9 protein-coding genes are annotated in these 13,796 nt (G+C 44.9%); 1 reads left to right on the top strand and 8 read right to left on the bottom strand.

Going from position 1 to position 13,796, the window contains the following annotated elements:
- Window positions 1–309: 309 nt before the first annotated feature.
- The 8 genes from ASL11_RS21510 to ASL11_RS21475 all read right to left on the bottom strand — a co-directional run bounded on the left by ASL11_RS21510 (window position 310) and on the right by ASL11_RS21475 (window position 13,056).
- Entirely contained in the window at window positions 310–1,974 is a 1,665-nt protein-coding gene (locus ASL11_RS21510; protein ID WP_056619449.1) for a glycoside hydrolase family 3 protein, read from the bottom strand.
- Window positions 1,975–1,992: 18 nt separating this feature from the next.
- A complete protein-coding gene (locus tag ASL11_RS21505; protein ID WP_056619446.1) occupies window positions 1,993–3,537 on the bottom strand; it encodes an alpha-L-rhamnosidase-related protein in 1,545 nt (514 codons plus the stop codon).
- A 36-nt stretch (window positions 3,538–3,573) separates the two neighbouring features.
- Window positions 3,574–6,471, bottom strand: coding sequence for an alpha-L-rhamnosidase (locus ASL11_RS21500; protein ID WP_056619444.1), 2,898 nt, complete (start codon window positions 6,469–6,471; stop codon window positions 3,574–3,576).
- A gap of 29 nt (window positions 6,472–6,500) precedes the next feature.
- A complete protein-coding gene (locus ASL11_RS21495) occupies window positions 6,501–7,331 on the bottom strand; it encodes a carbohydrate ABC transporter permease (protein ID WP_056619441.1) in 831 nt (276 codons plus the stop codon).
- Entirely contained in the window at window positions 7,328–8,194 is an 867-nt protein-coding gene (locus ASL11_RS21490; protein ID WP_056619438.1) for a carbohydrate ABC transporter permease, read from the bottom strand. Before ASL11_RS21490 ends, ASL11_RS21495 begins: the two co-directional genes overlap by 4 nt.
- 83 nt (window positions 8,195–8,277) lie before the next feature.
- Window positions 8,278–9,627, bottom strand: coding sequence for an ABC transporter substrate-binding protein (locus ASL11_RS21485; RefSeq protein WP_056619435.1), 1,350 nt, complete (start codon window positions 9,625–9,627; stop codon window positions 8,278–8,280).
- Window positions 9,628–9,770: 143 nt separating this feature from the next.
- The gene (locus tag ASL11_RS21480) at window positions 9,771–11,276 is read right to left on the bottom strand and encodes a response regulator transcription factor (protein ID WP_056619432.1); all 1,506 of its coding nucleotides are present in this window, start codon (window positions 11,274–11,276) and stop codon (window positions 9,771–9,773) included.
- Window positions 11,269–13,056 (bottom strand): cache domain-containing sensor histidine kinase, encoded by a 1,788-nt coding sequence (locus ASL11_RS21475; RefSeq protein ID WP_056619426.1) that lies wholly within the window; start codon window positions 13,054–13,056, stop codon window positions 11,269–11,271. The genes ASL11_RS21480 and ASL11_RS21475 overlap by 8 nt, the downstream gene beginning before the upstream one ends.
- 233 nt (window positions 13,057–13,289) lie before the next feature.
- On the opposite strand from ASL11_RS21475, the gene ASL11_RS36625 reads away from it, so the two are divergent.
- Window positions 13,290–13,727, top strand: coding sequence for a hypothetical protein (locus tag ASL11_RS36625; protein ID WP_157257006.1), 438 nt, complete (start codon window positions 13,290–13,292; stop codon window positions 13,725–13,727).
- The last annotated feature ends 69 nt before the right edge of the window (window positions 13,728–13,796 follow it).

The raw sequence follows: 13,796 nt of genomic DNA, 5'->3' as shown, positions 1-13,796 counted from the left end.
TAAATTTGAATCTCTTATGTAACCGTTTACAATAATTCATTTAACTTATGTTTTTGGTAGTTCTATCACCTCTTTCCTTTGCTGCTTTTATGTAAATGGTTCGGCGTGCCGCCAATTTACCATAATTAAGCTTATTTAAAAATACCTTTATTTAACATTGGATACCCTTATTTTAGGTGAATACATGAACTTTAAGACAATCAAAATAATCGGCTCCGCTGTCCTTTGAGGACGGTGCGTTTATGGTGAAATATAGCTAATAATCATAAAAAAAACATCCATCGGAAGCAATCCGAGGATGTCTCTTTTTTAAAGCCTAGCCAACGCTGATCCGCAAAACGCATCTACGGGCGAGGTGCCTATGAAGGGCTGTTTGCCTATCAAACAATTTAGAATCTCCCTTTGAACGACAGCCGAGGCATTATAGCCATTAATCATGGTTGGCATCGTTGGCATCTCGTATAAGGTGTACGGGTTACCTAACGAAATGAACAGCGTTGGTACGTAGGTAGGATACCAAGTAAAGATACCTCCCGCCTCCTCAGGTGACATACGCAGGGAATTCTGCATAAAGCTCGGCGACTTCTGCGTCACATAAATGACCAGATCGATGTCATTCTCTTCTTGTTTGAGGTGGTAATTTCTGACCACTTCAAACCCTTCCGTTACCAGCATCTGCTCAAAGCCGCTGCCTCCTGCACCATTCTCTGTGAATAATGAGCCTTCACTCCCAGATGCAATGAGCAGAATTCTCTTATGCTTTTCAGGTGAAATGGGCAGTACGTTTTGCGTGTCCTTCACTAGCGTCACCGAGGTTCGAGCTAATTCTTTGGCTAAATTCACATGCTCATCTGACCCTACACAAGCTAAATCTTGCAGCGCTGGTCTTTCATGATGCAGCCCCAACGAAGCTTTCAGTCCAAGTACTCTCGTAACCGCTTCATTCAGACGTTCCTCTGTAATAATGCCAGCGTTGACTCCTTGAAGCATGGCTTCAAAATCGTATTTGAGATCCGCTGTGAATAGAAACATATCCACACCAGAAGCGATACACTGGGGAACGATTTCATGTCGCGGCCCCCAGCTCGTCATGCCGACCATCGCTGACGCGTCGGAAATGATTAATCCGTTAAAGCCCAGTTCTTCTCTTAGAAGTTTCACATTGAGTTCATAGGAAAGCGACCCTGGCGTATGCTGCTTTCTAACATCATGAATACCAAGCTCCTCATAGTAAGCGGGAAGAGCAATATGCGCACTCATCACACTTTTTACACCCGCATCAAAAGCGGAACGATACACTCGCCCATAAGTTTCACGCCACTGCTGCATCGGCATGGCGTTTACGGTCAGAACCTTATGCTGATCGCGGTCATCCATGCCATCACCTGGCCAATGTTTCACGCACGCTGCCATTCGACCGGTTTCCTGTACGCCCTCTATAACTGGGATTGCGTACGTTTCTACAACTTCAGGCGTGTCTCCAAAGGCACGCGTATTGACAATCGAATTTTGATAATTATAGTTAATATCCAGCACAGGCCCGAATACCCAGTTAAAGCCAATTGCCGAGCCTTCTACTTCAATGCCTTTACCAAATGCCTGCGCCAGCTCTGGTTTCCCCGTAGCCGCTACCTGCATGTTCATGCCAAGATTGGTGCCGTCAACGGCTCCGCCAAATCCGCCGGATTCCAAATCGCCGGTCACCAACAACGGCAACTTGCTGCGGCTTTGCATATCCGCTATTTTCGCCTGTTGATTAACCTTTGTGGCATCAGAACTAAAAGCAAAGAGATGCACCCCACCGGGGTTAATGCTCAATAAATCCTCCGGCTCCGGTGAAAATGGCTTCTGAACTACTACAAACAGCTGCCCGACTTTCTCTTCCAAACTGAGTCCATCACGCGTTTCCTTCACCCAAGAGACGTCAGACTCTGATAAATAAAACGGTTTTTGACGAAGTTGATCATCTTTCATTTCGTGTACGACCTCCCGTTACAGTAAATACTTTCGAATAAAATACGTAGGTGTACAGCTCCATGCATGGCAATAACTATTAATTAAATTACTGCCATAGGGGGATAGTTTTTTATCATTGGGGTTGTAGATTTCCCAGAAGCAATCCGCTCCGTCTTTGACCATTTCTCCCCAATATGCTCTTATTTGCTCCAATGCTTTTTCGGATCTGCCGCTTTCAAATAAAGCCTCAATTAAATGATGATACATATAGGGTGTTGTCATTCCAATTTCTGGCGGTGACTCGAATAGCCGATCCATTAATTGACCATTCTCTTCCTCGTTCAACACGCCTGCCAGAGCTATCCACACCTGAGATGCCCATGAAACCTGCTTAGTTACTCCACTTACAAAAAAGCCTGTTTTCTCATCCCATAAATGCTGAAGCGCGCTGCTTGTCACACGATCAATTTGTTCTGAAATGAATGTTGCTTCTTGATCTTTTTCCAGCTCTTTCGCCAGTCCAAGGCCACGTTTGAGACAATACAACAAAATGGATTGCGCGGATGCTTGTTTATTAAGCTCTGGATGCCAATCCGTGAAGCACCACCAGGTTTCATCATCACGCACCAATCCGTATTCATCTAGTCGTTCTAATCCGATCTGTATTTGTTCTAGGGCAACTGGCCATAGTTCTACTAGCGCTTCTCTATCCTTGGACGCCTCATAATAATCGAATAGCGTCGCTACGAAAAAGAGTGAATAATCATAAAGTCGCGTATCATCGACTAACGGATTGGGCTTTTCAAAGACACAGGCCCCAACTGCTCCGTCATCAAGTGTCATACCGCCAAACAAATATAAGCATCGCTTCACCAGATCATGATGATGGAAGGTCTGATAATTCGCCAAAGCTTGTAGTCGTAAATCCCCAATCCACAGCCTGCGATCCCGCTTGGGTCCGTCCTCAAACACCGTTTGCATACAGTCTTGAAGCGTCTTGATGCTAATGGCATCGATGGCTTGTAAGTCTGCTGGAATATTAGCAGGCAGCGGCGTTAGTTCCCTCAGATCAGCTGAGGTAACCGCCGTACAATGAATATCGCTAAAGGAGACCGTAAACTTACGGGATGTATCGATAATCATCATTTTTACATACCGGAAACAATATCTACGAGGCAGCTTTAGGACTGTAGGAAGCACATCCATATAGATCGTCTCTTCCTGCAGCCAGGATTTGCTTAACCAACCATCATAGCTGTCAAAAGGTTCCGCTACCTCACATGGCATCTCGCCAAAGATTAGCTTCAGCCCAAGCGGAGCATCTTGTGGACTCCCAACAGATTTGATCGAAAGAGAGATATAACCAACTTGATGATCGCCAAAATCCAAAATGAAACTTTCATCCTTACCGAAGGATTTGGATTCTAACTCGGAGATACTCCCCGTCTCTTGCGTTCTCCACCCTTGAAACGCTTCTTCATCCGCTACAACCTCAATCACTGATTTAGGTAAAACAATCGACTCGTGCAAGTCGGGAGTGAGCTTTTCCGCCAATTCCACAAACTTTTGATGTATTCCCATAACTCTTAGCCACTCCTATCTGATCTTGCAAATACTTTAAATGAGAACTAATTCCGCGAGCATTGCATCTATTTGTTTCCGTGTTATGCCTGTCATCGTGTTCTCCCCCAGCTGCTTAATCGTCGATTTTCGAACGAAATTAAGAAAGGGACCTTCGAATATGGCTGACATATGTGTTTTGAAAATAGCTGTTGCCGCTTCATGATCCAATACATCATTGATTCTAGAATGTTCATTAAACGTTACGCGGAATAGATCGCTATTCAAATAGGTGAATGTATACTCACCTGATCCTAGATGGACACGCACGCCTTGCTCGGCTTCACTTATGGTTTGAATGCCAGGGATCGAGGTGTCGAGGGAAAGCCCTCCTTCTTGCACGCTGCCAATTACGGCTCCTGTCAAAATAACTTCTGCGGTTGTATTAGCTGGAATACGAACCCTCATTTGAATTTGCCCCTGATCCACTTGCCATCCAGATTCGATGCGTCCATATAGGGAGTTATGTGCTGTTTTGGCATAAGCTAGACGATTCCCTCCAAACAACGGTTCGATATGAATCCGTTTGAAAGCTGGTAGAGTAACGTTCATATCCAAGCCAGCTATTTTGCGATACATCCAGTCTCCGATCGCGCCATAAGCGTAGTGGTTAAAAGAGTTCATATCATCGCTCCAGAAGGAGCCGTCTGATTTAATGCTATCCCAATGCTCCCAGATGGTTGTCGCACCCTTCGAGACGGAATACAGCCACCCCGGATAGCTTTCTTGCAGCAGCAGCTTAACCGCTGTTTCGTGATAGCCGTTATTCGAAAGCGCGAAGCACAAGTAAGGTGTGCCTACGAAGCCCGTTGATAAATGATAATCATTATCCAGAATCAGTTCATTGAGATCCTTCGCGACTCTTTCACGCACCTCATCTTCGACGAGATCGAAGACGAGCGCAAGGATATGCGCAGTTTGCGTCGGGGCAGCGACGCGCCCATTTTTCGTTATAAATTCATCTCGGAATGCTTGAATTACGCCTTGGTAAAGCTCATCGAAGGCTTCCGCCTCTTCCTCATGTCCTAGCGCTCTTGCGGCATCGCGAACAATACGTGTCGAATACGCATAATAAGCCGTTGCAACTAGCGCAACCGGTGTCGCACCGATGTAGCTATTTTCCTTGGCATCCAGCGCAAGCCAATCGCCAAAATGGAAACCTGTGTTCCATAAATATTCCTGATCACCTTGAGATCGGATGTAAGAAATCCATCCTTTCATGCTTTCATATTGTTCAGCAAGGAGACGCTTATCTCCATAATATTGATAAACCGTCCAAGGGCAGATCACCGCAGCGTCTCCCCAAGCAGCTGAATTCTCGCCTCCTACAACATCTGGAACTACAAATGGAATCCCACCATTAGGTCTTTGTTCGGCTTTCATATCATGCAGCCATTTCGTGAAGAAGGGACCGCCTTGGTAATTAAATAGCGCCGTAGAGATGAAAACCTGAGCATCCCCCGTCCATCCTAAGCGTTCGTCACGCTGCGGACAATCTGTCGGCACGTCAAGGAAATTACCTCGTTGGCCCCAACGAATGTTGCTTTGCAGCTGGTTCACCCTGGCATCCGAGCATTCGAACTCACCTGTCGGCTCCATATCGGTATGCATGACTTCACCGACAAAAGCATCCAGAGGCAGGCCATTTTCTTGACCTGGAAAGCCCTCAACCTTCACATAGCGAAAGCCCATGAAGCTGAAATAAGGTGCATAAGTTTCAGGGCCATCCCCTTTGGCGATATAAGTCACGACCTGCTTCGCTGGACGCAGGTTGCCGAAATAGATATTGCCGTCTTTATCCAAGACTTCAGCATGTTTTAGCTTAATTTGCGTACCCGCAGGAGCAGTTAAAGTAAAGCGCACGCGGCCCACCATATTTTGGCCCATATCCAGTACATGATCGCCGGCAGGCGTTACGAAATATGCGATAGGACGAATTATTTCCGTTACACGTGTCGGTGCGTTTTCTTGAGGCACTAGCACATCATGGCTTACATCCGAACATATCTGTGTAGACATCCACTCGTCATCGCGGAAATTCACCGAGTTCCAGCCCGCTTGCTCCAAACGCGCGTCATACGTTTCACCATGGTAAATTGTCGAATATTGAATCGCTCCTGTTGAAGCCTTCCAGGTGGTATCTGTGGCTACAATAGTTTCTGTGCCGTCTTGATATCGAATATGCAGCTGTACGAGGGCAGCCCGGCGTTCACCGTATTTAAAGTTTTTATTCTCAAAGCCCATCCCGCTTTTGTACCAGCCATCACCAAGCAGAATGCCGATCCCATTACCATCACGTTGGAGCAGATCCGTTACGTCATAGGTTTGAACCTGCATCCGAGTTGGATAACTTGTCCAGCCTGGTGCCAGCAGCTCATCGGAAACACGCGTGCCATTCACATACAGCTCATAGACGCCTGCAGCCGTCGCATATATACGTGCAGACAGGACGTCTCCTCCCACCTCAAACTGCTTGCGAAGCAGAAATGCAGGCTCGGACTGCGGATCCATCTCACTTTCGTGAGGTGTGATCCACTCGGCTTGCCATTCCCCTTGATCTAACAAGCCCATCTCCCACCAAGCTATTTCACTCCATGCAGATTCACGACCAACGTTGTCCCATACTTTGACTTTATAGAGGTAACGAGCTCTTGATTGCAGCTCCGGCCCCTCATAAACAATTTGAATCGACTGATCGGATTCTATATAACCTGTATCCCATACCGGATTCGTAAAATCACCATCTTCGTTAGCTACGATGATCCGATACCCTTGCTGCAGCGTACCGCGGCGATCGGATTCAATTTGCCAACTTAACTGTGGGTTTCGCGCTCCTATACCAAGCGGATTCGTTCTATATTCACATTTCAATGCCGTAACTTTTACATTCCCCATTGTAATCCTCCTCATTAACAGTCCCTTGATTAGCCTTTAACTGAGCCTGCTGTCATACCTGCTACAATTTTTTTGTTAAAGAAAATGAATAAGACGAGAGGCGGTAGCGTGATCAGTAAAATATTCATAAATAGCAAGTTCCATTGCGTGACAAATTGACTTTGAAAGTTATACAAAGTAAGTTGTACAGTCGCATTCTTGGCTCCCGGAAAGAAATACAGAGGGTTTGTAAAGTCGTTGAAAATCCCGACAGATGACGTGACAATAATCGTTGCCGTTACGGGCTGTAGAAGAGGCAGAATGATTCTGTAGAACAGTCCAAATCCGCTGCTTCCATCCATCACAGCTGCTTCATCTACTTCACGCGGAATGCCTGACATAAACCCTTTGTATAACAAGACTCCGAAAGGAAATCCGAGTGCCACCTCAACTAGAACGAGACCTGGCAGCGTTTTGAACAAACCAATACCATTTAAAACCCAGATCGTCGGTACGATAGCTGGCGGTATAATTAATCCTGACAGGACAAGGAAGTTGAGCCATGGCGTTGCGCGATCACTTCTACGCTGCATCACAAAGCCTGCCATCGCACACACCAGAATCAACACGGTAATGGATATGACGGTCAGCAAAGTACTGTTGTAAAATGCCCGCAATAGCATGTAATCCCGGGCGGTAATCACTTCCTTCAGATTATCCCAAAGATGAATCGTGGAAGGCCAAGCTAAGTTTAATAAAGAAGATTCTTTCTTGTCCTTCAGTGCATTGACTACGACAAAATAGAAAGGAATCCAAAAGATAACAATGGTCAGAAGAATGGCAATGACTTCTATCCCTAAGCCTTTTATTTTTCTGCTCATAGTTCCGCCTCTTTTCTGTTCAAGTAGGAATACAGCGGAAGGGCAAGCGCCGTTACCACAATAAATAAGATCACGTTTCCTGCTGTAGCCAGACCATAATAACCGCCTTGATACTGCTTATAAATAATGGACGCGATAAGGTCAGTCGTAAATCCTGGCCCCCCTTTGGTCATCGCCCAAACGAGGTCGAAGGAGCGCAGGCCACCGATAAAGGAGAGAATGATGACAGAATTCGTTGCCGGTCGGCTTAAAGGTAGAATAATATTCCAGAACTTATGGAATGCGCCTCCACCATCCATTTCTAGAGCTTCATAATACTCTTGAGGAATAGAGAGAATTCCTGCGATATAAATAACCGTAGCGAAGCCCACGCCTTTCCAAACATCCACAAGCGCAACAGACAACAGCGCAATGCGTGTATCGCCTAACCAGTCTGGACCAACAATGCCGATTGCCTCTAAAGCTGTATTGATTAAGCCTTGTGTTGGATGCATCATCATGCTGAATGTGATTCCGACTGCAATGGTACTTAGCAAAGTTGGGAAAAATATGACAGACCGCAGATAGCCCTTGGCTCTTATTTTTGAAGTTAGAAATACGCCTAGCAACAAGCCCAAAACAACTTTTAACACACAAGTTACTACCGCATAAATAAGGGTATTTTTAAATCCGATCAGCAGCGAAGCTTCTTGGAAAAACATTGTAAAGTTATCCAAACCGATAAACGTCCAGCTTGTTAAATTCCATCTTGTTAAACTAAAGAAAAAAGACATAATAGTCGGAAAGATGAAAATCAATACGTAAATAATGGCTGCAGGAATAAGAAAAGCATATGAGTACGTACGTTTGAATACCTTGGCCACCGAGATCACCCCTAAGTTTAAGAAAAGAGCCGGTCCTGCATGAATTTCGCATCGCCGACTCCCTTCTGATTATTCTTTAATTATTACCAGCCTTGCAGACCTAATTGCTTGGCTTGTTTTTCAACATCTTTATCATAAACCTCTGCGCCTTGTTTACCCGTTTTGATAGCTGCGCCGACTTCCGTTGTAATTTGCGGCAAGCTGGATCCTTTAATTGGGGAAACGAATTCCAAAGCTGGTGCTGTTTTGTTACCGTCAAAATATGGCGTCATATCTTTAACTGCTTGTGCAACGTTATCTGGCAGCTTTGAACCTTTAATCGCATAAGGACCTGATGGCGTGGAAGCAGCCGATTGAGCAGCAACACCATCCATGGAAGCGATGAAATCAACGAATTTTTTCGCTTGCTCCGCATGTTTAGTTGCTTTATAAATATAAGCACCGCTTGGCATCCACACCGTCAAACCATTCGTAGCTGCACTATCCCCCGGCTGTGCAAAGAAGCCGATATCCTTCATTTTGTCCGGGAAATTCTGCGCAAGCGCTGGTGTTGCAAAGGATAACATCGGATATTGAGCACCTTTACCCTCCGCAAGCATCTTCAAGCCCGCATCATATGTCGTTGCTAAGAAATCTTTGTTCATGTACCCTTTTTTCGCTATTTCCTCCAGCTTTTCGAAACTTTTTAGTGCCGCTGGATCCGTCGCATATTTCGCTTTATTCGCTGTATAATCATCCGCAAACTTCGGATTGGCAGCTTGCACATTGTAATAATCCGCTAACACGACCAGTTGTGATGTCCAATCATCTTTGTATGAACCGATGACAGGAGTGATCCCGGCTGCTTTAATTTTCTCACTGTTAGCCATCAATTCTGCCCATGTTTTCGGCACGGAGAGACCGAGGTCAGCATAAATCTTTTTGTTGTAGAACCAACCGCCGGCCATCGTGGAGCCAATCGGGCCCGCATAGACTTTACCTTTCGAAGAGACAGTTGGTTTAAAGGAATCAATCACATTCGCTTGAAAAGGTTCGTTTGTCAGGTCAAGTAGATTTTGTTCTGGATTAAGCGCTTGCATAAGTGAACCGCTGTTATAGAAAAACACGTCAGTCATATCTCCAGTAGCTAGACGGGTTTTGACGATATTATCGCCTTCTCCGCCACCCGGGCGTGTCTCTTGTTCAACATGAATGTTCGGATACTTTTTTTCAAATGCCGCGACAATCCCTTTTGCAACATTGACTGAATCCTGTGTATTATCGATTAGAAGTGAGATGGTTACCTTCTCATCTGTTTTTTTGGTACCCGTATCTGTTGCATTCCCTTTCGTATCTTCGGATGATGTGGATGTCGTTCCACAGCCTGCTACCACACTAGCTAATAATACCGAAGTGGACATTGCGGCAACCCATTTTGTTGTCTTTGTACTCATTTTCAAATCCCCCTTAGTCATCTTGGTTAGGATGAATCGATTCCTATTGATCGGGCGCGAGTTCGTTTTCCCCGTGCTTTAATCTTAATCGCTTTTCCTAACCCCAGGCAGTGCGTCATTCTTCTGATTGATGTCCGTATTTTTTAGATTCCCGAGGGGTTGGTTAACTGCTCTTTATATTGTCCAGGTGTATGTCCCGTGTATTTTTTAAATACTTCAGAGAAGTGTCTATACGTATGGTACCCAACTTTCTCACTCACATCATTCACTTTCAAGCCGCGGCTAAGCAGCGTCTTAGCAAGCTCCATGCGAATGCGTGTCACATATTTAATATATGACTCGCCCACTTCCTCCTTAAATAACACGCTGAAATAAGTGGGATTCATGCCAACATGCTCGGCTACCTCCTGCAGCGTGACATCTCGCGTATAGTTTTGCTCCATATAATTACGAGCACGTGTGACGGAGGCATGTCTTGAATGCTCACGAGCATCGATCGTACTTCCAACAATCATTTCAAGTTGACTGCGAAACCATTCTGTCATTTTCCCTCTTGCGGCCATTTCCCGAAATTCCACATGTGGACGGTAATCTTCAGGAATGTGACTGACTTTGTCCCCAGATGACTTTCTCGCTTCTTCGAGAGCCAAATAAAGCAGCTTAAGCATCTCATGCTCTGCTACTTCGCTATCCAATTTTTCCGTTTGAATCCATGCTATGAAACGATCAACCTGCTCAAGCATGCCCGCCTTATTACCAGAGCGCAAACTCAGAATTATGGCTTCCTCTCGTTCGTTTAAGCCCTCAGGACGCGTAATCAAATCACCTAAATCTTCGAAACGCACAATTCCTTTTTCCCCCAGAAAATGAGCGGATCGCAGCGCACGAAGCGCTTCTTTAAAGCTATGTGCGGCATCTTTCAGCTCTGCATAAGTCCGACCGCTCCCAACAGAGACGTTAGCTTGCTCGGACTCCAATTGCAGCTGCTCCCAGAACTCAGGGGTTGGCTGCTGGGCATGCACGCATACAAGTAATCTCTCTTGGCCATGGCGCAGCGGAATCACCGTACAGTCCGTATGCTCAGGAATCTGCAGCCGATCTGACTCCGTCGCTAGAACGGTCACTCCAACGAGGGGCTCCACCCCTGCACCATAAATTTCTCGCCATTTCGATTCCGCTTCTTCGCCGATAAATAGCAAATCGAATGTCGCCTTCTCCAAGAGCTCGCGTTGACTACTGTTTACTTTTGTTTTAAGATCCAGCACTTCTTGCTCCTGGCTGATCTTGTCCATCACCTTGCGAATCGCTTTCTCAATCATTGGAATTGTAATTGGCTTCTCTAAATAATCAGCAACCCCGAGATTGATAGCTCTTTTCACATATTCAAATTCATTAAACCCGCTAAACACGATACATAGCGTCTCCGGTGCTTCCTGCATAATTTCTTCAATCAGCTGGAGTCCATCCATTCCTGGCATCCGAATATCAGTAAAAATAAGCTTGGGCCTATGCTCGCGAAATACTTCGAATGCAGACAGACCGTTGTCAGCCGTTCCAATGAGTTCAATGCCAAAGCTTGACCAGTCTATCATTTCACGAAGGCCTTGAAGCACAATATATTCATCATCAAACACTGCGGCCTTAAGCATCTGTATCCCTCTTTTCACCGAATAGTTGAAAACGAATCTGGATCTGAGTGCCTTGATTGACTACACTCGAAATCGTTAATGAACTGGTCGTTCCGTAGCACAAGGTCAATCGTTCACGTACATTTTTCAAACCATATCCTTGTTCCGTCGCATTTAAATCAGCTATTCCTACTCCGTTATCTTCCACAGTAAAAACAAGATATCCATCATCTCTTTTTCCGGTAAGCCGAATCGTACCTTCTCCTACCTTAGGTTCTAAGCCATGATAAATGGCATTTTCAACAAGAGGTTGAAGCAGCAGCTTCATAATCTCCATACCCATTATGGCAGGCTCTACTTCTTCCATATATTGAAAGCGATTATGATAGCGAATATTCTGGATCGTCATGTAATGCTCAATATGCTTTAATTCCTTATAAACGGAAATGGTATCTTTCCCTTTGTTCAGGCTCAATTTAAAACTTTCCGATAAGGAAATCGCCATCTGAGCGACATCATGATTCTTTTGCAAAGTCGCCATCCAATAGATCGAATCTAACGTGTTATATAAAAAATGCGGCTTAATTTGCGCCTGCAGCGCCCGAAGCTCCGCCTCTCGCTCCTTTAACTGGGAATGAATCAGCCGCTCATTTAATTCTTTATTTTCAGACACAACGCGTTTAAAGGTTTCCCCAATCGTCCCTACCTCGTCCTGTTCGAACGTCTCTTCGAATTCTCGAGCTCCTTTCGTCCAATCTACCATCATTTTTTTGATCTGTAGAAGCGGACGAGTAATACTGCCGGATATAAAAATGGAATACAATAGCGCAATAACCCCCATAGAAACAGCAATGAGTGTTGTTATTGTCCTAATTTGATTCGATTGCTTAAGCAGTTCATTCAGTTTAATCAGATGAATAAATGTCCAATCGGTCGTTTGGTTCTGGTATTGGCTAATGAGATACCCCCTTTGCTCCAATTGGCGAATAAGAGATTCATTGTCTCCTTCTTTGAGTTCGGCATTGTCGGTTAGAACGTTATTAAACACGACTTTACTTCTTTCAGGAGTATTATCCAGCGCCATGAAACCACCGGCATTGCTGTTTTCATTGAAAATATTGGTAAAAATATCCGTTGATATATTCACAACTAATAGACCCATCGTTTGTCCGTTTGGACTTGATGCATCGCGAAATAATTTGACTGTGGAAAATGAATTCTTCGAATGATCGAGTACATCATAGCCAAGAAAAACAACTTTACCCTGATCTTGTAAAGCACTTTGATACCAATCGGTTTGCCGGATGAGCTTGATTTTGTCTGGCTGTTCATAAACCCCTGCATCATCAGAGCGTCCAGCACAGAATGTCTTGAATTCCAAATTAAATACACAGATGGAGTTTACAAATTTGGTGTCAAATTGATTGTTATTAATCGCTTTTTGCAGCTTATTGGAGGTCCATTCACTGGTGGATTCCGTGGCATCCGCAGATTTAGGTTCATTGCTCTGAGCCAAGTTGCTGTTGGACAAAACCTCCCGCACCTCATTGTTCACCACGATCGAACGGTTCATATTAATAATGCTTCGAAATAATAAATCCGCCACTTCACTTGACGTTTCTAAATGATTTTCATAGGTTTGCGCATTCGTTTCCATCAGTGTGTTCTTGGCAATATCGAAAGACATATATCCTACAATCATAATTGGAGGCAAAGAGATAACAATCATAGCAACGAGAAACCGACTTCGAAGCCGCTGTAAACGGAATTTCGATACGAGATACCGCAATCTGTTTTTCATATTGTGCATCCCCCATCCCTTGTTATATGTATCTTGAGGTAACCTGAAAGCTATACAGGTATTATAACTAGATCAACCCTAATTACATAATGTGCTTATTATTTGGGTGAGTGTCCGTTTTTTTTGGGAAAGGGCATTGAGTTCCCTTGGCTCGAATGACAAAAGAAGATTTTAGTTGATTTCCCCCACTTCCTTACGTGGATTGTCCCTCTCTCTCGAACAAAGCTGATGCTATGCCTATCTCGATCGTAAACGGCAGCTTTGATCAGGGGTTAACGGGGTGGGAGACTACGTCGCTCTCCTCTTCCAGCTCGGTTTCCCTTGAACCATCCGATGACCCCATGCTCGGACAATGCTTGTACGTGAAGAACATAGCACATGACGACCAGGTGATTTTGGCAATGACAGATACGATTCCGGTATACGCTCAGGAGCATTACAGCATTCAGACGACCCTTCGACTGGACGAACTCTTCTCAGAAGAGGGCATATACGTCGAGGTCATAATCCTCAATGCCGCCGGGCAGCCCATGGAAGTGGTCTATACGTCCCCCTCTTTTAACCGTAAAACTTTGAATAATAAATATAAGAAGAACGGGGCCGTACCCGCTGTGAATACCCCTGCCGGTATGTCAAGCGGCATGAATAGCATACTTCCAGCCAAATCATAGTTGAGAACAGTTCTCACTATTAACGAGACAGGACAGGAGCTAACTAAGCTCTCATTTGATGTACGTAAA

Origin of the sequence: Paenibacillus sp. Soil750 (genome assembly GCF_001428045.1) — a bacterium.
Lineage (GTDB): Bacteria > Bacillota > Bacilli > Paenibacillales > NBRC-103111 > Paenibacillus_E > Paenibacillus_E allorhizoplanae.
Note: the sequence above shows the minus strand (reverse complement) of the source record. Positions and strands in the feature narration are given on the sequence as shown.

Bases quoted from the DNA above. Each gene is read 5' to 3' on its own strand.
- ASL11_RS21505 (WP_056619446.1), bottom strand. From the start codon at position 3,537: ATGGGAATACATCAAAAGTTTGTGGAATTGGCGGAAAAGCTCACTCCC.
- ASL11_RS21485 (WP_056619435.1), bottom strand. From the start codon at position 9,627: ATGAGTACAAAGACAACAAAATGGGTTGCCGCAATGTCCACTTCGGTA.
- ASL11_RS21500 (WP_056619444.1), bottom strand. From the start codon at position 6,471: ATGGGGAATGTAAAAGTTACGGCATTGAAATGTGAATATAGAACGAAT.
- ASL11_RS21495 (WP_056619441.1), bottom strand. From the start codon at position 7,331: ATGAGCAGAAAAATAAAAGGCTTAGGGATAGAAGTCATTGCCATTCTT.
- ASL11_RS21510 (WP_056619449.1), bottom strand. From the start codon at position 1,974: ATGAAAGATGATCAACTTCGTCAAAAACCGTTTTATTTATCAGAGTCT.
- ASL11_RS21475 (WP_056619426.1), bottom strand. From the start codon at position 13,056: ATGAAAAACAGATTGCGGTATCTCGTATCGAAATTCCGTTTACAGCGG.
- ASL11_RS36625 (WP_157257006.1), top strand. From the start codon at position 13,290: ATGCCTATCTCGATCGTAAACGGCAGCTTTGATCAGGGGTTAACGGGG.
- ASL11_RS21480 (WP_056619432.1), bottom strand. From the start codon at position 11,276: ATGCTTAAGGCCGCAGTGTTTGATGATGAATATATTGTGCTTCAAGGC.